At 68.0% G+C, this 18,134-nt stretch carries 21 protein-coding genes; 6 read left to right on the plus strand and 15 right to left on the minus strand.

What is annotated here, in order from left to right:
• Positions 1-8 precede the first annotated feature (8 nt).
• The gene (locus tag ABRP34_RS17825) at positions 9-1,142 is read right to left on the minus strand and encodes an ABC transporter substrate-binding protein (RefSeq protein ID WP_353711197.1); all 1,134 of its coding nucleotides are present in this window, start codon (positions 1,140-1,142) and stop codon (positions 9-11) included.
• A 149-nt stretch (positions 1,143-1,291) separates the two neighbouring features.
• On the opposite strand from ABRP34_RS17825, the gene ABRP34_RS17830 reads away from it, so the two are divergent.
• The gene (locus ABRP34_RS17830) at positions 1,292-2,065 is read left to right on the plus strand and encodes a DUF6390 family protein (protein ID WP_353711198.1); all 774 of its coding nucleotides are present in this window, start codon (positions 1,292-1,294) and stop codon (positions 2,063-2,065) included.
• Positions 2,066-2,102: 37 nt separating this feature from the next.
• Here the strand turns inward: ABRP34_RS17830 and ABRP34_RS17835 are convergent, their stop codons facing one another.
• From ABRP34_RS17835 to ABRP34_RS17885, 11 genes are all read right to left on the minus strand, one after another.
• A complete protein-coding gene (locus ABRP34_RS17835) occupies positions 2,103-2,453 on the minus strand; it encodes a hypothetical protein (protein WP_353711199.1) in 351 nt (116 codons plus the stop codon).
• Complete coding sequence (locus tag ABRP34_RS17840; RefSeq protein ID WP_353711200.1) at positions 2,431-2,736, minus strand: HypC/HybG/HupF family hydrogenase formation chaperone; 306 nt, start codon at positions 2,734-2,736, stop codon at positions 2,431-2,433. The genes ABRP34_RS17835 and ABRP34_RS17840 overlap by 23 nt, the downstream gene beginning before the upstream one ends.
• A 14-nt stretch (positions 2,737-2,750) precedes the next feature.
• A complete protein-coding gene (locus ABRP34_RS17845; protein ID WP_003801357.1) occupies positions 2,751-3,332 on the minus strand; it encodes a hydrogenase maturation protease in 582 nt (193 codons plus the stop codon).
• A 112-nt stretch (positions 3,333-3,444) separates the two neighbouring features.
• Positions 3,445-4,845 carry a hypothetical protein gene (locus tag ABRP34_RS17850; RefSeq protein ID WP_353711201.1) on the minus strand — a complete coding sequence of 467 codons (1,401 nt, stop codon included), beginning with the start codon at positions 4,843-4,845 and terminating at the stop codon, positions 3,445-3,447.
• On the minus strand, positions 4,842-5,495 hold the full coding sequence (locus ABRP34_RS17855) for a DUF6084 family protein (RefSeq protein WP_353711202.1): 654 nt from the start codon (positions 5,493-5,495) through the stop codon (positions 4,842-4,844). Before ABRP34_RS17855 ends, ABRP34_RS17850 begins: the two co-directional genes overlap by 4 nt.
• Complete coding sequence (locus ABRP34_RS17860; protein WP_353711203.1) at positions 5,492-6,277, minus strand: DUF5947 family protein; 786 nt, start codon at positions 6,275-6,277, stop codon at positions 5,492-5,494. Before ABRP34_RS17860 ends, ABRP34_RS17855 begins: the two co-directional genes overlap by 4 nt.
• A gap of 1 nt (position 6,278) precedes the next feature.
• Entirely contained in the window at positions 6,279-7,367 is a 1,089-nt protein-coding gene (locus tag ABRP34_RS17865; RefSeq protein WP_353711204.1) for a NifU family protein, read from the minus strand.
• 3 nt (positions 7,368-7,370) lie between these two features.
• On the minus strand, positions 7,371-9,164 hold the full coding sequence (locus ABRP34_RS17870; RefSeq protein ID WP_003801347.1) for a nickel-dependent hydrogenase large subunit: 1,794 nt from the start codon (positions 9,162-9,164) through the stop codon (positions 7,371-7,373).
• Between the two features lie 28 nt (positions 9,165-9,192).
• Entirely contained in the window at positions 9,193-10,251 is a 1,059-nt protein-coding gene (locus ABRP34_RS17875) for a hydrogenase expression protein HypE (RefSeq protein ID WP_353711205.1), read from the minus strand.
• Positions 10,252-10,281: 30 nt separating this feature from the next.
• Positions 10,282-11,211, minus strand: coding sequence for a hydrogenase nickel incorporation protein HypB (hypB, locus tag ABRP34_RS17880; protein WP_353711206.1), 930 nt, complete (start codon positions 11,209-11,211; stop codon positions 10,282-10,284).
• 3 nt (positions 11,212-11,214) lie between these two features.
• Positions 11,215-11,544 (minus strand): hydrogenase maturation nickel metallochaperone HypA, encoded by a 330-nt coding sequence (locus ABRP34_RS17885; RefSeq protein WP_353711207.1) that lies wholly within the window; start codon positions 11,542-11,544, stop codon positions 11,215-11,217.
• Positions 11,545-11,717: 173 nt separating this feature from the next.
• Here ABRP34_RS17885 and ABRP34_RS17890 point away from each other — a divergent pair, with 173 nt between their 5' ends.
• On the plus strand, positions 11,718-12,023 hold the full coding sequence (locus tag ABRP34_RS17890; protein WP_314196222.1) for a hypothetical protein: 306 nt from the start codon (positions 11,718-11,720) through the stop codon (positions 12,021-12,023).
• A 31-nt stretch (positions 12,024-12,054) separates the two neighbouring features.
• On the opposite strand, the gene ABRP34_RS17895 is transcribed toward ABRP34_RS17890, so the two are convergent.
• Positions 12,055-12,684: a DedA family protein gene (locus tag ABRP34_RS17895; RefSeq protein WP_043418554.1), complete on the minus strand. Its 630-nt coding sequence runs from the start codon at positions 12,682-12,684 to the stop codon at positions 12,055-12,057.
• A 151-nt stretch (positions 12,685-12,835) separates the two neighbouring features.
• Here ABRP34_RS17895 and ABRP34_RS17900 point away from each other — a divergent pair, with 151 nt between their 5' ends.
• Complete coding sequence (locus tag ABRP34_RS17900; RefSeq protein WP_353711208.1) at positions 12,836-13,366, plus strand: O-acetyl-ADP-ribose deacetylase; 531 nt, start codon at positions 12,836-12,838, stop codon at positions 13,364-13,366.
• 15 nt (positions 13,367-13,381) lie between these two features.
• Here the strand turns inward: ABRP34_RS17900 and ABRP34_RS17905 are convergent, their stop codons facing one another.
• Positions 13,382-14,323: an RluA family pseudouridine synthase gene (locus ABRP34_RS17905; RefSeq protein ID WP_353713398.1), complete on the minus strand. Its 942-nt coding sequence runs from the start codon at positions 14,321-14,323 to the stop codon at positions 13,382-13,384.
• Between the two features lie 153 nt (positions 14,324-14,476).
• Between ABRP34_RS17905 and ABRP34_RS17910 the strand changes: the two genes are divergently transcribed.
• Together ABRP34_RS17910 and ABRP34_RS17915 are read left to right on the plus strand one after the other, a co-directional pair.
• A complete protein-coding gene (locus ABRP34_RS17910) occupies positions 14,477-15,106 on the plus strand; it encodes a helix-turn-helix domain-containing protein (RefSeq protein ID WP_353711209.1) in 630 nt (209 codons plus the stop codon).
• The gene (locus tag ABRP34_RS17915) at positions 15,099-15,791 is read left to right on the plus strand and encodes an SRPBCC domain-containing protein (protein WP_353711210.1); all 693 of its coding nucleotides are present in this window, start codon (positions 15,099-15,101) and stop codon (positions 15,789-15,791) included. The genes ABRP34_RS17910 and ABRP34_RS17915 overlap by 8 nt, the downstream gene beginning before the upstream one ends.
• Before the next feature lie 123 nt (positions 15,792-15,914).
• Here ABRP34_RS17915 and ABRP34_RS17920 read toward each other — a convergent pair whose 3' ends face one another.
• The gene (locus ABRP34_RS17920; RefSeq protein ID WP_353711211.1) at positions 15,915-17,396 is read right to left on the minus strand and encodes a PLP-dependent aminotransferase family protein; all 1,482 of its coding nucleotides are present in this window, start codon (positions 17,394-17,396) and stop codon (positions 15,915-15,917) included.
• Between the two features lie 60 nt (positions 17,397-17,456).
• Here ABRP34_RS17920 and ABRP34_RS17925 point away from each other — a divergent pair, with 60 nt between their 5' ends.
• Positions 17,457-18,116, plus strand: a complete 660-nt coding sequence (locus ABRP34_RS17925) for a hypothetical protein (protein ID WP_353711212.1) — start codon at positions 17,457-17,459, stop codon at positions 18,114-18,116.
• Positions 18,117-18,134 lie beyond the last annotated feature (18 nt).

An 18,134-nucleotide genomic window follows, 5' to 3' on the forward strand; every position in this document is an offset into this window, starting at 1 on the left:
CGGCCCCATCAAGCATTGAACTGACGGTAGTTGGCGGACTGCCCGTTCTCCGCGGTCCGGAGAATCTTGTCCAGTTCAGCCTTCGTGAGCTCGTGGTTGTACAGGAACCTGAAGTATTCGGCCGCCTTGTCCCGCACCAACGACCTCTGCTGCGGGAAGGCGATGTCGCCCAGCCAGTGCCACATCAGCGGAGACTCCTGCCCGGGCGGATCCCAGCGGTAGCCGCCCAGCGGGACCTTGTACACACGCTTCGAACGGACCGCGGACACGGTTTGCCACACCGGGTCCGAGTAGATGTCCTGTGGCATGGCGGCGTCGAAGTTGCCCAGCAGGATAACCTCGGGGTCCCAGCGCAGCACCTGCTCTATGTCCACACCCACCATGCCGGAACCGGTCAGCGGATCCTTGCCGGTTGGCGGGTTCGAACCGCCCACCAGCTTGATGTAGAAGTCGTTGTAGCTGTTGGCGCCGGCAACCTTGAGCCCGCCGGTGAAGCGGTTAAAGTACAGGATGCTCGGACCCTGGGACGCCCGCCCGGATGCCAGCGCCTTGACCTCGGCGAGTTCCCGGTCGTTGCGGGTCTTAAGCTCGGTGGCACGTTCCGGCTTGCCGAGCATGGCGGCAAACATGGCCACCCAGGCGTCCACGTCCTCCTGCGTTCCGGAGTTTTTCAGCCCCAGAACCTGGAGGCCGGCCTTCTCCAGGGGCTCGATGAGCTGCGCGTCCGACCACTGGACCACCACGTCCGGGTTGAGGGCCCGGATGCTCTCAACGTTGGCGGTGAAGTCCTGGGTGGCGATGTCGTGCGGGAGGTCCAGGGCCGCGGGAAACATGGCGCCCATGATGCCGTCGCGCATGGCCACCCAGGAGGCGTTGTGCATGGCAGCGAGATGGTCCGCGCTGCGGTCGACAGCCACCAGCAGGGACGCCGACGGCATCGGGATGGTGACCACCCGCGCCACCGGCCGGGCAAAGGTCAGGGTCCGGCCGCGCTGGTCCGTGAGGCTGATGCTGTTGGTGCTGCCCGCAGGGGACGACGGCGGGGCGTTGCCGGATGCGCCGCATCCGGCCAGCACGGCGGCCGAGCCACCTGCAATGAACACCTGTAGGGCGGCGCGGCGGTTTAGGTCTGCAGCTGTCATCGTTGACTCCCTGCGCGTGGGTCTTCAAAGCATCCGCTTCAGGGGCAGGGCTGTCAACGCCTCTCCGGTGTCCTGTAAAGGGCCGGTCCCTTGTCCGCGCCATAGGCCGGTGCTACTTTCAGAAGACGCTCGCAGAAGGTGGCCACGGGATGGTTATCGATGGTGCCCAGTTGTTTGTCCGCTATGCCTATCCGCCCAATTCACGCGGGAGCTGTGGGCCGCCGGACAGTGACGCCCTGCTGCATTATGGGCAGTCCGGCGTCACGGATCAGGGCCTCCGGGAGCTGGCCAAAGGCTTTGCCGGAGCCTGGCCCTACCTTGAACTGATCGCGGGGACCCACGGCATTGCCGATCCGTTGGACGCACGGGTGGTGGAGGCCTATTGGGTGGGCAACAGCCTGCTTGATTCCGTCGGCATCACGAACATCGGCAACTCGATGGAGGACAGGTTTCGGGCCCGCACCGGACGGCAGTTCCCGCATTTGGTGGAAGGCGTGCTGGCCGGCGGGGTCCCGCACCACAGTTTCCACGTGTTCGAGATCTACCCGTGGCTGGGCCTGCTCCGCGACGAACGCCGGCATGCCACCGCGCTGAACGTGCTGGACAGGTGCCGAATCCGCTGGGGGCAGGTGCTCGCGATCACCGGGGACGACGCCGTCGTGCGGTCCCGGCGGCTGGTCTGGGACGGCACGGCCCTGGACATCGGCGAACCGGTGGTGGAGTCGGCCAAGTTCGCCGTGAACGGAACCGGATTCGTGGAAGGACTGGCCGTGGGCGACGTCGTCTCACTGCACTGGGACTGGGTGTGTGACCGCCTCTCGGCGCACCAGCTCCAGCAGCTGAAGCACTTTACGGCGCGCCACCTCCGGATCGCCAACAGCGGCGTCGAGCACCGCGGCGCGGCCATAGCGCTTGAACACTAGCCCGGGCACCAGCCCCGGGCACGAGCCCTGCGATTGCCTATGGCGACTGCGGCGCCGCGCCGTCGGGATGGTCGGGGCTCTTGATGGCGGTGGCATCGCGGGCGGACGACTCGCCGGCCGGCCTGCCGGCAGGAGTATCGTCGGATCCCGTGTGCTCGCGCCCAGGCTCGGAGCCCTCCTCCTTGATGACGTCCTCGCCCCTGCGGGTGGTGCTGACGCCGACGTCGTCGGGAGCCGGTGCCGCGTCCTCCGGGGTTTCGTCCGCTCCGGGCTGGGCGGGTTCCTTCAGCGGCGGTTCACTGCCGAAGGCCCGCGCCGTACCTGGTGCGGTGCCCTGCGGGGTGCCCTGGTCCTTGCCGTCGGAATCAGGCCGGTTCGTGGGTGACATGCTGCCCTCCTTGGGGTGGTTGTGCCGGCTGGGTTCCGGGTCCGCTGTCCGCCGGGCGGCCCATCAGTTCCAGTCCGTCCATGGCCTGTGCTGCGCCCGCGGCGTCCACGCGTTCCAGCGCGAAACCCATGTGGATCAGGACCCATGTCCCGGGTTCGAGAGGGCCCTCATCCAGCAGTCCGATGTTGATCTTCCGCTGCAGTCCGGCCACGTCGACGAGCGCGAGCTGGCCGCCGTAGCCCTCGAGGAGTTCGACGACCCTGCCGGGTATTCCGAGGCACATGTACGGACACCGCCCTAACTTGCAGTGGAGGAGTTTGGAATAGGGGACTGCTGGCCCAGCAGGGACCCGACGGCGGCAGCCGCCTTGGGCACGGCCGCAGCCACCGCGGGCGAGAGACCGATGCCCTCGGACAGGTCGGCGGGGACACAGCCCACCACATACGTGGCAGGAAGGCTGCCGCCCATGGACCGAAGCCGGCCCAGCACGGCCGCCGGGTCCATGCCATGGGGATCGAGCACGGCCCTGCCGTCGAGGTCCGCCGCGCTGACGTGCAGCACGCGGATGCTGCCGGGGGCGGAGTTCACCTCCGCGGGCACAGTGTCCACCAGGACCAGGACGTCGACGCCGGCCAGCAGGTCGTAGGCCAGGTGCATGCCGCGGATGCCGTAGTCCACCACCCGGACGCCCGGCTCCAGCGGCTGCCGGTGGGCGGCGAGGTGCCGCGCCACCTCGGGACCGAAACCGTCGTCGTGCAGGAACAAGTTCCCGACGCCGGCCACGAGGACGCCGCCGGTGCGCTCGCCGGAGGCGCGCTCGCCGGAACCCTGCCGGACGGAACCCTGCGGCGCCGTCCCTGCACTGCCGGCGGCGGTCACATCCGCCGCACTTTCATGTACCGGCGGATGTCCGGAACTGCGCGGATCCCGACGTAGACGCACCAGAGGGCCATCGCTGCCAGCACCGAAACAGTGGCCATTCCTATTGCCTTCATTGCGGGTTTTCCTTTCCCTCCAGCGGTTCCAGCTCGTCGGGCGCGTAGTAGAAGGACCGGCCGTAGCCCTCATGGAGATCGGCCGCCGGATCCTGCTCCAGGACGAGCCCGACGTGGGTGCCGCCGTCGACGTCGAAATGCACGCTGGTGACCCGGCCGGTCTGTCCGCCGAAGAACAGGTCCTGGGCGTCGGCGCGCCGCTTCGGGTGCACCCTCACCCGGCTGCCGCGGGCCACCGCCACACCATTGATCACGACGGCGTCCTCGTCCGGCCGGATGCTGGCTTCCGCCTCAGGATTCCACCAGGGAACGTCCTGGCCGGCCGTGCTCCATGCTTCGGCGGGATCCGCGGCGAACGCGTGCGGGTTCCGTAGAGCGCCGTGCAGTTGCTGGAGGTCCTCCGGGGACATCGCCTCGCAGCGGTCGATGACGGCGGCGGCCCGCGGATCCGTGGCCCGCGCCTCGGCCTTTTCCTCGTCGGTCAGCGTCAGCACCCGCAGCGTGAGGATCTCGTCGATCTCGGTGGAGTCGTACAGCGCCACCGAACTTTCCGGGGCGACGGCGGGATGGTCGTACAGGATGATGGGCGAGATCAGCAGCACGTCGGTCTGGCCTTCGGGGCCTGCCAGCACGGGCCAGCAGCGGTGCTGGGAGCACAGCCCGGCTGCGGGCTGTGCCCACGGCGGCGGGTCCAGCAGCGAGACGAAGTCCCCGTCCCGCACGCAGAGCAACACGTGTGCGCCGATGAAGGAGACCGCGGTGGCGTCCTGCCGGTTCCCGGCAGGCAGCGGACGGGCCGGCAGGGTATGGGCCGGCAGAGGACCTGCCGTGTTGGCCGCGGTAACGCTGAGCCGCAGCAGCCCGTTGGCGTCTTCGGCGGCGCTGAGCCGCAGTTCGCCGCGGAGGGCCCGACGGCGGCGCACCAGTCTGCCGGCCCGCCTCCCGGCGTCGTCCTTCAGTTCCTCTACGTCGAGTCCCTCCGGGACCTCCAGCGGCAGGACCAGTCCGGCCCGGAGCTGGGCCACGGAGAAGGGCCCGAACGCCGCTTCCTGTTCGATGGCCTCGTCCCAGCTCAGCCAGTTCGCACCGCCGGCGGCGAGGCTGTCCACGGGTGTGAACCCGCCGCCGTCGTCCGCTTTTTCTGCCGTGCGCGCCTGCAGCTGCAGAAAGCGGAAGTGGATTTCGAGCCCGGCCCGGGCTCCCGGGGCAAGCAGGCACTCGGCGGACATGGACGGCTCCTCCCCGCTGCCGTCCTCGGCGGCCCCCGGCGGACCCAGGATCCCGAACTGCCACCGGGCCTGGTTCTTCTGGGCCGAGGCACGGTAGGGGTAGAGCAGGTAGCCCTCGTAGAGGACGGCGTCGGCGACGGCGCGGGCAAGGGCCAGGCTGGTGTTCATGGCAGTTCCCCGGACACGTCGGCGGTGGCCTGGGCGAGCAGCTTCTCCACCGCGGCCTCCCACGACGTGAGGCCCCGTGAGGACTTGTACCGGGCGAGTGCTGCCAGGACGTCCCGGTCCAGGCGGATCCACCCGGCGTTGGGGAAGTACTGGTCCATCAGGCTGCGCCAGGCAGCGACGGGCAGCCGGTAGGACGCCTCAAGGTCCCAGGGCACCTGTTCCACGGTGAACCCCGTCTGCCCCCTGGTGAAGACCGTGCCGGAGAACAGCAGCTCCAGCGGTATCTCGCCGTCGTGCAGGGCATTCAGGTATTTGGCGGCGGCAACGTCGAAATCAAACGTGCAGGGCAGCGGCAGGTCAACCTCGGTGCTGCCCGTGAAACCCTGCACCATGGTGCTGCACTGCATCCAGACGAACGACTTCAGGGTAGTGGGCCAGCGCCCGCGATCGCCGAAGAGGTCCAGCAGTCCGGTCTCCTCCCCGGACGCGTAGCCGCGGCGCTGCGGCAGGATCCGGACCTGGCAGCGCAGCGCCACAGCGTGCACCACGGCACCCGTGCCCTCCGTCACCTGGAGCCTGGCTGTCAGCTGCGGGGCGGCGGCGTAGGGTTCGGGCCGGATCTCCAGCACAGCGAAGGAAAGTTCGGTCACCGGAAGCCTCCCGTGCCCGGCGCGCGGCTGCCCGACGCGCGGCTGCTGGACGCCGCGCCGCCTGATGCGGCGCTGGCGGATGCCTCGCCGGCGGGGTTTGCCGGCGCCGGAACGCTCCGGCGGCCAATCCGGTCGAAGAACGCGGTGAGCTCATCGCGTGCCTCCTGGCCGCCGTCGAACCCCCGCCAGAGGCGGCGCAGCCGGCCCACCAGCTCGTAGCAGGCGTCCACCGGAACGAGGTGGCAGTCCGCGGCGGCCCTGCCCGGACCCGGGCCGCGGATCAGCAGAGCCTCGGTGTCCGGCGCCGCGAGGCCGAGGGCAGGGTTGCGGGCCAGCACGCCGTCCCAGGCGGCGAGGGGCAGTTCCGATTCCGTGGCCCCGGCCGGACCCGGGTAGAACGCCACGGTGCGGCCGAGCCTGGAGCTGCGGAAGAAGAATGCCAGGCCCACCGGAATTTCCAGTTCGTCCCACTGCCCCGGGCCGAGATCGAAGTCGGGGAAGGAGAGGTATCTGTCCGGCACCGAGCGGTAGCGCATGTGGGCGGTGGCATCGGTGAAGAGGAGGTAGCAGGGCCGGCAGGTGCACATCATCGCGTGGCTCTCCAGGTCCACCACGTGCTGGTGTGCGTCGGGAATCGGTTCGCCGCACATTTCGCAGCATTCCCCGGCGGCGGGAGCGGGCCGGTTCGCGGAAATCCGCCGCAGTAGGGCCACCGGCAAGGCGCCGTTGGCCCGGCCGGTTCCCGCGCCGCGCCCTGTACCTCCTCCGTTCTCCACGTTCATGTCAGCTGTCCTGTCCCGCGGCTGCCTGCAACGCCGGGGCAGGCGCCGCCGGGACCTCGACGCCGGCCGGCATCACCAGCGGAAGTGCCTGCGCCGGCGTCACCTCTGCCGGGGATGCCGGTACCGGTGGAGCCGGCAACGGCGCGGACTGCACGGACACTGTCGGAACCGCCACGGACATGACTCCGTTCCGGACCAGCAGCGGGAGCGGCTCCAGGTGCAGGTCCTTGTCCTCGAGGCAGGCGCCGGCGCGCCTAACGTCGAAGTGGCCACGGCAGGTGGGGCAGCGCAGCAGGCCCCCGCCGGCCGGTGCCGCGAGGGCGCGCTGCAGTACGGCGCCGGCCATCGATCCGGTGCAGCGCGGGCAATAGTCCCGGTAGGCGTAGATGTCCTGACCGGCGCGGCAGGCCAGCACCGGATAGCCGCCGACCAGGAAACCCGCCACCTCGCCGGCTTCGAGCCCGGCGACCTCCGGAAGCGGCTCCCAGGTGCCGCCGGACATGTCGTGCCAGGATTCCGCGGGAGTTCCGCCCGCCGGATTGTTCACCCGGACCAGCAGCGAGTCCACCGGAATCAGCGCCGGTGCACCCGGCTGCTTTTCCGCCTCGACGACGTCGATGGCCGTCACTTCCGGGGCGGCGTTCTGGATGGCTTCCTCAACGGCGTACTTAAGGGTGACGGACGACGACGGGCACCCCTGGCAGGTGCCCAGCAGCTTGAGCCGCACCACGCCGTCGGGGCTGATGCCCTCCAGTTCCACGTCACCGCCGTGCGATCCCAGGTAGGGCCGGACGCTGTCCAGTGCCGCCGCCACCCGTGCCTCCATCGAATGGGGGTGCAGCCCGTGGATGACCAGGAGGCCGGCCACCAGGCTGTCAGCGGTCAGCGCTTCCAGCGTGGCGTCGTCGAGCTTTCCGTGGTCCTGCAGGATCTCCATGATCCGCTGCAGTCCGGCGCCGTAGAGGTCTGTCACCTGCCGGACCAGGTCCTCGGCCCGGCCGCGGGCCACCGCCCCGCCGGCGCCGAGGGCGTCGAGGAGTGTGCCGATCTGGTCGCCGTTCTGCAGCGGCGGCCGGTCCCCGCCGGGCATGGCCTACTCGCCGGTCAGGGTCTGGGTGGGGGAGTGCAGCATATCCAGCGTCTGCCCGTTGCCCAGGTACATGTGGACGCCGCACGGCAGGCAGGGGTCGAAGCTGCGGACGGTGCGCATGATGTCGATGCCCTTGAAATGCTCCCGGTCGTTCTCCTCGAAAATCGGCTGCCCCTGAACCGCGTCCTCATAGGGGCCGGCCACGCCGCTTGAATCGGTGGGGCTGGCGTTCCAGGGGGTGGGCGGGTAGGGGTGGTAGTTGGCGATCTTGCCGTCGCGGATCACCATGTGGTGGGACAGGACCCCGCGGACCGCCTCGGTGAAACCGCAGCCGATGCCTTCATCCGGGACCTCGAAGGTTTCCCACGTCTTGGTGCGGCCGGCCCGGATTTCCTCGAGGGCCTTTTCCGCGAAGTGCAGCGCGGCCGCCGCGGCGTAGGCCTGGAAGTAGGTGCGGGCGCGGTTGCGTTCGAGCGTGTTGCTCCACTGCGGGATGTTCCACTCGAACGTGACGGGTCCCTTCAGCGCGGTTTTGGGCAGGTTGATCTGGACGCTCCTGCCGGTGGCCTTGAGGTAGCCGATGTCCACGAGTCCGGCGAGCGCCGTGGCCCAGAGCCGTGCCAGCGGGCCGCCGCCGGTGTCCAGGGCGAGGTTGTTCTCGCCGTCGAACCAGCGCGGGGACATGACCCAGCTGTACTTGTCCGAAAGGTCGCGCTTCTGAGGGCGCGGGTTGGTGTGCTGGTTCCAGGGATGCCTGCGGTCCACCGGGTTGCCCAGGGGGTCGTGGGTGACGAACATTTCCTGGTCTTCCCAGTCCTCGTAGTACGAGGAGCCCAGCATGATCCGCAGGCCCAGGTTGATACGCACCAGGTCGGTGGTGACCAGCTTGCCGTCCACCACCACGCCCGGGGTGACGAACATCTTCCGGCCCCACTCGGTCATGTCCTTGTACTCGAAGTTGCAGTAGTCCGGGTCCTGCAGCGATCCCCAGCAGCCCAGCAGCGTGCGGCGCAGCCCCACCTGCTCGTAGCCGGGCAGCGCCTCGTAGAAGAAATCGAACAGGTCGTCGTGCATCGGGACGACCTTCTTCATGAACTCGACGTAGCGCATCAGCCGGGTGAGGTAGTCCGTCATCAGCTGGATGGTGGCCACCGTCCCCACGCCGCCAGGATAGAGCGTGGAGGGGTGCACGTGGCGGCCCTCCATGAGGCAGAACATCTCCCGGGTGGCACGGCTGACCTGCAGCGCCTCCCGGTAGAACTCGCCGGTGAACGGATTCAGCGAGCGCATGATGTCGGCGATGGTCCGGTAGCCGTGGTCGGCCTCGTGCGGTGCCCTGGTGTTCTCGGCTTTGGCCAGGACGCCGGGGTTGGTTTCGGAGACCATCCTTTCGCAGTAGTCCACGCCGACGAGGTTTTCCTGGAAGATGTTGTGGTCGAACATGTACTCGGCGGCTTCGCCCAGGTTGACGATCCATTCGCCCAGGTTCGGCGGTTTGACGCCGTAGGCCATGTTTTGCGTGTAGCAGGAGCAGGTGGCGTGGTTGTCGCCGCAGATCCCGCAGATGCGGCTGGTGATGAAGTGGGCGTCCCTCGGGTCCTTGCCTTTCATGAACAGGGAGTAGCCACGGAAGATCGAGGACGTGCTCTTGCATTCCACGACCTGGTTGTTCTCGAAATCGATCTTGGTGTAGATGCCGAGGCTGCCGACGATCCTGGTGATGGGGTCCCAGTTCATCTCCACCAGGTTGTTGTTGCCCGTTCCGCCTCCGGAACCCATGGGAATTGTGGACGTCATTGTCTTCGCCTGTCTGGAATTGGGTGGACTACCAGGTGCGCCTGGCCCCGGTGAGGAGCTCGGTTCCGGGCCGGCGCCACTTGGGCTCCTGGTCCAGCGTGTGCGTCGTGATGCCCCTCAGCGCCCGGATGGCGGAGCCGTAGGGCCGGATGGTGCTCGTGGAAAGCTTTCCGCCGGGAGGTTCATCCATGAAGGGCATGAACTTGTCCGGGAAGCCCGGCATGGTGCAGCCGATGCAGATGCCGCCGACGTTCGGGCAGCCGCCGATGCCGTTCATCCAACCGCGCTTGGGAACGTTGCATTTCACCACGGGACCCCAGCAGCCGAGCTTGACGATGCACTTGGGGGAACCGTACTCGGTGGCGAAGTCACCCTGCTCGTAGTAGCCGGCCCGGTCGCAGCCCTCATGGACCGTCTTGCCGAACAGCCATGTGGGACGCAGTGCCTCGTCCAGCGGAATCATTGGCGCCTGGCCCGTGGCCTGGTACAGCAGGTAGGTCATGGTTTCGGACAGGTTGTCGGGCTGGATCGGGCATCCGGGCACGCAGACAATGGGAATGCCGGCTTTGGACTTCCAGTCGTAGCCGAGGTAGTCCGGCACGCCCATGGCGCCGGTCGGGTTGCCTGCCATGGCATGGATGCCGCCGTAAGTGGCGCAGGTTCCGGCGGCGATGATGGCGGTGGCCTTGGGTGCGAGACGGTCCAGCCATTCGCTGGTGGTTATGGGCTGGCCGGTCTCGAGGTCGTTGCCGAACCCGCACCAGTAGCCGCCGGGTTCATGGAGTTTCTCGTTGGGGATGGATCCCTCGACCACCAGCACGAACGGTTCCAGTTCGCCCCGGTCCGCCTTGCGGAACCATTCCAGGAAATCGTCGGCCCCTTCCTGCGGACCGCATTCAAAGTCGATCAGTGGCCAGTGCATGGCGATCTTCGGCAGGCCGGGCAGCGCGCCGAGGGCGATTTCCTCGACGCTCGGCTGGGTGGCCGCTGTCAGGGCGACCGAGTCGCCGTCACAACTGAGCCCTGCATTGATCCACAGCACGTGGATGAGGGCTTCTTCGGCCTTAAGGGAAGTTTCCGTAGGCATCGTTGCCTCTTTCAGTGCCCCTTGCGGAGCTCAGTGTGCTTCTGTCAGGGAGCCGGTCAGGGATTCTGACCGGGCTGCCCCGGGGGTGGGCGCCGCCGCTGGGGAGGTGGCGCCGTCGAGCCAGCCGTACCAGTCGGCGAGGCCTTCGCCGGTGGTGGCGGACAGTGTGAGGAATTCGGCCCGCGGATTGATCTGCCGGATGCGTCGCAGGCACTCGTCGACGTCGAAGTCGACGTAGGGGAGCAGGTCCGACTTGTTGACGATCACGAGGTCAGCTGCCATGAACATGTGCGGGTATTTCTGGGGTTTGTCATCACCTTCCGTTACCGAAACGATCACCACCTTGGCTGTTTCGCCAAGGTCAAAAAGCGCGGGGCAGACGAGGTTGCCCACATTTTCGATGAAGACCGTGGAGCCAGCCTCCGGGGACAGTGCATCGAGGCCGTGCCGCAGCATCCCGGCGTCGAGATGGCAGCCGGCTCCGGTGTTGATCTGGATGACCGGGCGCCCCGTGGCCCGGATGCGGTCGGCGTCAAGGGACGTCTCCTGGTCCCCCTCGATGACGCCCGCTTTCAGGCGCCCGCCAAGCTCCGCCAGGGTGCGGACCAGCAGGGTGGTCTTGCCGGCACCGGGTGAACTCATGACGTTGAACGCGCGGACCCCCCGGCCCGCAAGCCAGCCGCGGTTCGTGGCGGCCAGCAGGTCATTCTTGGCCAGCAGGTTCTGCTCGAGCAGGATGGTCTCCGTGCCCGGATCCGCATGGTGGTGACCGTCTGCGTGCCCGTGGTGGTGGTCATGGGAGCCGGCGTTGGCGTGCTGGTGGGAGTGCTCATGCGTGTACGTGCGCCCGTGCTCATCGGTATGGCTGTGCAGGTACCCCGGCCCGGGTGTCTGCAGTTCTCCTGCGAGGTTTGAAATGCGGGTCCCGGCCTCGTCGCCGCAACCGCATGTTGTACACATTTCCTACGCCACCTCCACGGACATCAGCATGAGCTCGCGGCCGCTGAGGACTTCGACGTCCGCGCTTCCGCAAGGGCACAGCAGGATGAGATCGCTCAGGGTGAATTCGTCCCGGCAGTCGCGGCACCGTGCCCGGCCCTGCGGTTCCTCGATGCGCAGCCGCGCGCCGGCCAGCGGTGTGCCGGCCGTTGCCACGTCAAAACAAAAGCGCACGGCATCAGCCAGTACGCCGGAGAGGGGGCCGATCCGCACGTTGACCGCCGTGACCGTCCGTTCGCCTGTGCGGTTGAGAACGGCGTCGACAAGGCCCTGCGTGATAGAGAGTTCGTGCATAATCGCGCCCCTTCCTGCCAAGATAGGCTCGCGCCAGACAAAACGCAACCGTCCGAATACCTGTCCTCCGCTCCCCGGCCCGAACGGACAGATAAGGCCTGCGGGGGCCGGATTTTAGGGCGTCAAGTGTACGTTCGCGCGGGGTCCTTCGCGCCCGGCGCTAGGGTGGGGTGATGCCGTCCTTTCAGACCAGACTCAAGATCACCGGGCTGAAGCCGGGCAACCCTCCCGAAGCCGTGATGGACACCGCTGTCGAGTCGCTGCGGTCCCGGCACCATGTGGAGTCACACCAGCTGGAACTGGCCGGCGGTGTGCCGCAGCTGAACCTGCGGTTCCTCGTGGAGCCAACCGAATACAACAGTGAGAACAGCGCTGCCCGGGAGTCGGCAGCCGTGATGCGCGACGCCGTCGAACGCGTTGCGCTGACCGGCTCGCTTTCGGTGCTCCGCCGCAGCCGGGGCCGCTGGGCGCCCGTCTGAGGTTCGGGGCCAGGGCTTAGCCGGGCGGACCTTAATTGCCTGTGCCGGGCGCCTCGCCTGGTTCGTCCACGGGCGAGCGGTCGCCGCGCCGCCTCGTCACGATCAGACCCACGACGGCGCCGATCACGAGGCCAACGGCGACTCCGATCAGCGAACTCGCCCAGAAGGGCAGCCGCGTGGCGGAGCCCGTGAAGTAGCCCAGGCCCACGAGCCACGTAGCCCACAGGACACCCCCCAGCCCGGCACACAGGTTGAAGCCCGGAGTGGAGACGTCGGCGATGCCTGCGGCGGCGGACGTGGCGAGCCGGCCTCCGGGGATGAACCGCGCCCCGATGATGGTCCCGTAGGTGGAGGAACGGCCCGCCTTGGCGATGGCCTCGTGGATGCCGTGGTGGATTTTCCGGCCCCACGTCCAGCGGTCCAGAATATGGCTCAGCCGCCGCTTGAACAGCTGGAACACCACCACGTCGCCCAGCCATGATGCGGCCGCGGACAGGATGCCGACCAGAAACAGGTTGGCCCGCCCCTCGGCGGACAGCGCACCGCCCGTGATCAGGACCATCTCGGACGGGATGGGCGGAAAAATGGCATCGCCGAGGACAGCGGGAATGATCCAGAAATAGATGGCCGTGCTCCAGGTGTCCGGATTACCGAAGTCCATCTGCACAAGGTACCGCACCTCCAAAAGGGGCACGCCGGGAAACCTCCGTGCCGGACCGAGCCGTTCGCCGGCCCAGCCACTTCCGCCCGCCCGGCCCCTTGTACCGGCCGAACGTCTACGCCTGGCCGTATGGGAGTGCCACACTGGCTGCATGCGGATAGAGATCGTTGAGGGTGACATCACCGGGCGGCCGGTGGACGCCGTGGTGAATGCGGCCAATTCCTCACTGCTGGGCGGCGGTGGCGTGGACGGCGCGATCCACCGTGCGGCGGGGCCGGAACTGCTGGAGGCCTGCCGCGAGCTGAGGGCAACGACGCTCCGGGACGGCCTGCCTGTTGGCGCTGCGGTGGCGACCCCCGGCTACGGGCTGCAGGCTCAATGGGTCATTCACACCGTCGGTCCTAACCGCCACGCGGGGCAGACCAATCCGGCGCTGCTTGCGTCCTGCTTCACCGAGAGCCTGCGGATTGCCGAGGGCCTGGGGGTCCGTTCGCTGGCCTTTCCTGCTGTGAGCGCGGGGGTCTATGGCTGGGACGCCCGCCAAGTGGCGCAGGTGGCCTTTGACGCCGTCCGGTCCTATGCCGCCCGCTCTCCCGAAGGCGGGGTGGAGCTGGTGGAGTTCGTGCTCTTCAGTCCGGAAACCGTGGCGGTCTTCCGGAGTGTCCTTGAAGGTGGTTTCTAGCGAACCCTGCTCCGGTTAGCGGACTTCGCTCAGCTGGAGGCGGCTGCGGTACTCGACGGGTTTCTTCGTGATGGGGTCCACGAACCTGATGCCGCGTGCCAGCAACTGGAGCGGCCTGGTGTAATCGTCGGGCGCCTTGTCCAGCAGTTCCGGGTAGAACGAATCGTGCAGGATGCCCAGGCCCAGCGAGGCCATGTGCACCCTGAGCTGGTGGGTTTTACCGGAATGCGGTTCGAGCCGGTAGAGGCCCAGGCGACCCGGGGCACCTGCCGGAGTCCCTGCGTCGAACGTCCGTAGCAGGTCGATGCGGGTCTCCGCATTCGGCTCGCCGTCGATGACCTCCGCCAGAAGATAGCTGCGGGATTTCATCATCCGGTTGCGGACCACCACCGGAAATTCGACGGCGGGATGCCCGGCAGCCGGTTCGGCGGCGGACACACACTCGTATTCCTTCTGGACCTGGCGCTTCTCGAACAGCACCTGGTACTTTCCCCGCGTCTCGGGGTTGGTCGAGAGCAGGAGGATGCCCGCGGTCATCCGGTCCAGGCGGTGCATGGGAATCAGATCCGGCAGGTCCAGCTGATTCCGGAGCCGGACCAGCGCCGATTCCTGGATATACGTTCCACCGGGCGTGGTGGGGAGGAAATGCGGCTTGTCCACCACCAGGATGTGTTCGTCCTGGTGCAGGATGTTCAGCTCCACGGGCAGCCGGGTTTCCGGCGGGAGCGTGCGGTAGTACCAGATGAAGGTATGGTCCTCGAGCCTGGTGCCGCGGTGCAGGGGGATGCCACCCTCGCCCACGATCTCGCCGGCGTCGAACCGGTCCTCGATGCCCCGGGGGTCGATGTGGCCCCAACGGTGCATCATGTAGTCCATTGCGGTGTCCCAGGGGCCCTCGTCCGGGAGGCGCAGGCGGGTCGCGTTCACGCCGTCGCGCACGGGAAGGGGGGATTGCATCACCGGTCCATTCTACTTTGCGCCGCGTCCCCGCCGTCGAAAGCGCCGGACTCCCAGTTCGCCGGAACCTTCCGGCGAACTCGCCACCCCGGCAAGCAACCGACGGTAAAAAAGTTCTTGACAAATAAAACTGTCGGTGGTGACACTTGAACCATGTTGGACATCGAAGTGATCGAGGACCCGGCGGCGGCGGAGGCCTCGCTGGATCCGATCCGGACCCGCATCCTCCAGGAGCTGGCGGAGCCCGCGTCGGCCACGCAGCTCGCAGCGAAAGTGGGGCTGCCACGGCAGAAGGTGAACTACCACCTCAAGGCGCTGGAGCGGCATGGCCTCGTCGAGCTGGTGGAGGAGCGCCGCAAGGGCAACGTCACCGAACGCGTGCTGCGGGCCACGGCGGCGTCCTACCTCATTTCCCCGGTGGCGCTGCAGTCCGTGGCGCCGGACCCGCGACGTTTTGCGGACCGCTTCTCCGCCTTCTGGCTGCTGGCGCTCGCCGGCCGCATGGTCCAGGAAATGGGCAAGCTCATCGCCGGTGCCGCCGCCGCACGGCAGAAACTCGCCACGTTCGCGATCGACGGCGAGATCACCTTCCGCACCGCCGCCGACCGGGCGGCCTTCGCCGAAGACCTCGGGGTGGCGGTCACGCGGCTTGTTGACCAGTACCACCACGGCGGTGCCGGAGGAAGGAAGCACCGGCTCGTCGTCGCGCTTCACCCCGCACTCAAGCCGGAAGCACAAGACTCAACCAAAACCATCCCAGCCAAGGAGCAGGACAATGACTGACGACAGGAAATTCGAGATTGTTTTTGACACCGAGCTGCCCGGCACCCCGGAGCGGGTCTGGGAGGCCGTAACCAGGGGCACCCCGGGCTGGATGTTCCCCACGGACCAGTGGCCGGATGTGAAGACCGTGGAGGAGTATCCGCAGCATCTGGTGTCGCGCATGGATGGTCCGGATGGCTGGTTCAACCAGCTCGAGCATGTACTGGAGCCAGTCGACGGCGGCCGGGCCAGGCTCCACTATGTCCACAGCGGCATCTTCGCGGACAACTGGGACCAGCAGTACGACGGTGCCAGCAAGCATACGGAGTTCTACCTGCACACCCTGGGCCAGTACCTGAAGCACTTCGACGGCCAGCCCGTGGTATTCACGGACATCCAGGGACCCGCGGAATCACAGGTGCCTGACGGCTTCGTGCGGCTCAAGAAGGCGCTCGGCGTGGACAATGCGTCACAGGGCGAGAGCTTTGATGTGGAGGTCGACGGCGTCGGCCGGCTGAGCGGGCACGTGGACTTCTCCAACGAGAACTTCCTGGGCCTGCGGACCGCGGACACCATGTACCGGTTCTTTGGCCGCAACGCGTTCGGCGCACCCGTGGGCATGACCGTCCACGACTTCAGCGGCAGCGGGGATTCCGCGGCGACTGCCAGCGCCTGGGGTGCGTTCCTCCACAAGGTCTACGCGTAGGCCTGCCCGGCGACCCGCAATCTGCCTGGTGATGCGCATATTGCCTCAGGACACTCGGATTCAAGGGTCGCCAGGCAATGTGCGCGTCGTGGGGGCAGATGCGCGTCGTGGAACCGCCGGACATCAGGCGATGGCGGCAACGGGGGAGTCCCTGAGTGTCCGGCGCAGCTGCGGTGCCGCCTCCAGCCGGTCCTGGGCGGCCCGGAGTGCGAGGACAGCCGTCTCCAGCTGGTCCGGCGGCAGGGTGAACGGAATGCGAAGAAAGTTCTCAAACACCCCACCCACCCCGAAGCGCGGGCCGGCTGCTAGCCGGATGCCGAGTTCCGGGGCGATCACGGTCAGTGCCGTGCTCCCGGGGTACGGAAGCCGGCACCAGACGGCCAGGCCGCCGTCGGGCCGTTCCGCCTCCCACCGCGGCAGGTGAACCTTGAGCAGCTCCAGCAGCGCGGCGCGGTTCTCCCGGAGCGCGGACAGGCGTGCGGGCAGGGGATCGGCCAGGCTGCGCACCAGATGGGCTGCCGCCAGCTGCTCCACCACCGGGCCGCCAAGGTCCATCGTGGTGCGGACGGCCGCGAACCGCTGAATCAGGCTCTCCGAGGCGCGGATCCAGCCCGTGCGCATGCCCGCCCAGTGGGACTTGCTCAGCGATCCGATGGACACCACGGCCGCACTGAAGGAAGCCAGCGGAGCCGTCGTCCCGCCGTCGAGGTTCAGCTCACGGAGCGTCTCATCCACCACCACGACCGTGCCCGACGCCGCGGCCGCGCGGACCAGCCGGCGGCGCTGCGCGTCAGGCATCAGCCGGCCGGTGGGGTTATGGAAATCGGGAACGGTGTAGGCCATGCGGGGACGGTGCTGCATCAGGGCGGATTCGGTCGCGTCCAGATCCCAGCCCCGCTCCGACGCCGGGGGAAGCGGGACCGGTACGACGCGGCAGCCGGTGGCACGGATGGCGTCGAGCGCGTTCGGATAGGTCGGCTGCTCCACGAGGACCTTGTCCTGCTTGCCGACCAAGGCCCGCAGCACGATGTTGAGGGCATGCTGCGCGCCGGACGTCACGAGGATCTGCCCGGCTGTCGTGGGCACACCGGCGTCGGAATAGTGGCCGGCTATTGCTTCCCTAAGGCCCGGCACGCCCAAGGCGTCGTAGCCAAAGCCGGGCAGCAGGGCGGGCAGCTCGGTGAGCGCGGCGGCGAACGCCTGGTGGACCGCTTCGCCGCTGGCCGGGAGCGACGCGTACGCGAGGTCGATGACGCCGTCGGGAACTGCCAGGCCCGGGGCCCCCGACAGGCCAGCCCCGGAATCCCGTCCCTTTTCTCCGGCATACGCCGTCCGCGGCAGGCACGTGCGGCCGCGCGTGCCCTGGCCGCTGCTCAGGAACCCCTGCTCGCGCAGGCTGGAATAGGCCGCCGTCACCGTGGTGCGGCTGACCGCGAGGGTGGCGGACAGCGTCCGTTCGCTGGGCAGCGCGGTCCCCAGCGGGATGCGCCCGTCCAGAACCAAAAGGCGGACGACGTCGGCCAGTTCGCGGTAGGCGGGAGCGTTGCCGTGGTGCCATTGGCCCAGGAAGCGGGCGAGGGCGGTGGGGGTAAGTGATCCGGACATGAGGCCAGTATTTCAAACTGGCCATGGAAAACAAGGCCAGTTCTGCTTCAGGATGGTTCAATGATGACTCGCAGACTTATACAGCTCTTCACCGGCCTCGCCATGTACGGTATTTCGCTGGCCCTGTTCATCCGGGCCGGGCTCGGTCTGGACCCCTGGGACGTGTTCCATCAGGGCGTTGCCGGCAGGACAGGCCTGAGTATCGGCGTGGTGGTCATCATTGTCAGCTTTCTGGTGCTCCTGCTGTGGATTCCGCTGCGGCAGCGGCCGGGCTTCGGCACGCTCTGCAATGCCATCCTGGTGGGTGTCTTTGCCGACGTCGGGCTCGCCCTGATCCCCGCGTTTTCCCACCTCGGGGGACAGATCGCGCTGCTGGGCGGCGCGGTGCTGCTCAACGGCATCGCCTCAGCGTGCTACATCGGTGCCCGCTTCGGCCCCGGTGCCCGTGACGGGCTCATGACGGGCCTGGCCAGGCGCACCGGCTGGTCCGTGCGCCTGTCCCGCACGCTGATCGAGGTGGTGGTGCTCGCCGCGGGCTGGCTGCTGGGCGGCTCGGTCGGCGTGGGAACTGTGGTTTATGCCCTGGCGATCGGTCCGCTGGTCCAGCTCCTGCTGCCGTACTTCCAGGTTCCGGCCGCCCGTGGCGGCGCCGGCAGAGCTGTCAATGCAAAGTCCGGGGACCGCGAGGACCAGTCAGCGGCACCGGCGACAGCGTCCTGACACAGTTCGTTCTGCGGG

It is taken from the genome of Arthrobacter sp. K5 (genome assembly GCF_040448525.1).
In the GTDB taxonomy this organism is placed as follows: domain Bacteria; phylum Actinomycetota; class Actinomycetes; order Actinomycetales; family Micrococcaceae; genus Arthrobacter; species Arthrobacter globiformis.

Coding starts and splice junctions, on each gene's coding strand:
- ABRP34_RS17830 (WP_353711198.1), top strand. CDS start 1,292: ATGGTTATCGATGGTGCCCAGTTGTTTGTCCGCTATGCCTATCCGCCC.
- ABRP34_RS17925 (WP_353711212.1), top strand. CDS start 17,457: ATGATGACTCGCAGACTTATACAGCTCTTCACCGGCCTCGCCATGTAC.
- ABRP34_RS17895 (WP_043418554.1), bottom strand. CDS start 12,684: ATGGACTTCGGTAATCCGGACACCTGGAGCACGGCCATCTATTTCTGG.
- hypB (WP_353711206.1), bottom strand. CDS start 11,211: ATGTGTACAACATGCGGTTGCGGCGACGAGGCCGGGACCCGCATTTCA.
- ABRP34_RS17915 (WP_353711210.1), top strand. CDS start 15,099: ATGACTGACGACAGGAAATTCGAGATTGTTTTTGACACCGAGCTGCCC.
- ABRP34_RS17835 (WP_353711199.1), bottom strand. CDS start 2,453: ATGTCACCCACGAACCGGCCTGATTCCGACGGCAAGGACCAGGGCACC.
- ABRP34_RS17850 (WP_353711201.1), bottom strand. CDS start 4,845: ATGAACACCAGCCTGGCCCTTGCCCGCGCCGTCGCCGACGCCGTCCTC.
- ABRP34_RS17860 (WP_353711203.1), bottom strand. CDS start 6,277: ATGAACGTGGAGAACGGAGGAGGTACAGGGCGCGGCGCGGGAACCGGC.
- ABRP34_RS17870 (WP_003801347.1), bottom strand. CDS start 9,164: ATGACGTCCACAATTCCCATGGGTTCCGGAGGCGGAACGGGCAACAAC.
- ABRP34_RS17840 (WP_353711200.1), bottom strand. CDS start 2,736: ATGTGCCTCGGAATACCCGGCAGGGTCGTCGAACTCCTCGAGGGCTAC.
- ABRP34_RS17865 (WP_353711204.1), bottom strand. CDS start 7,367: ATGCCCGGCGGGGACCGGCCGCCGCTGCAGAACGGCGACCAGATCGGC.
- ABRP34_RS17910 (WP_353711209.1), top strand. CDS start 14,477: ATGTTGGACATCGAAGTGATCGAGGACCCGGCGGCGGCGGAGGCCTCG.
- ABRP34_RS17920 (WP_353711211.1), bottom strand. CDS start 17,396: ATGTCCGGATCACTTACCCCCACCGCCCTCGCCCGCTTCCTGGGCCAA.
- ABRP34_RS17900 (WP_353711208.1), top strand. CDS start 12,836: ATGCGGATAGAGATCGTTGAGGGTGACATCACCGGGCGGCCGGTGGAC.
- ABRP34_RS17825 (WP_353711197.1), bottom strand. CDS start 1,142: ATGACAGCTGCAGACCTAAACCGCCGCGCCGCCCTACAGGTGTTCATT.
- ABRP34_RS17875 (WP_353711205.1), bottom strand. CDS start 10,251: ATGCCTACGGAAACTTCCCTTAAGGCCGAAGAAGCCCTCATCCACGTG.
- ABRP34_RS17905 (WP_353713398.1), bottom strand. CDS start 14,323: ATGCAATCCCCCCTTCCCGTGCGCGACGGCGTGAACGCGACCCGCCTG.
- ABRP34_RS17890 (WP_314196222.1), top strand. CDS start 11,718: ATGCCGTCCTTTCAGACCAGACTCAAGATCACCGGGCTGAAGCCGGGC.
- ABRP34_RS17885 (WP_353711207.1), bottom strand. CDS start 11,544: ATGCACGAACTCTCTATCACGCAGGGCCTTGTCGACGCCGTTCTCAAC.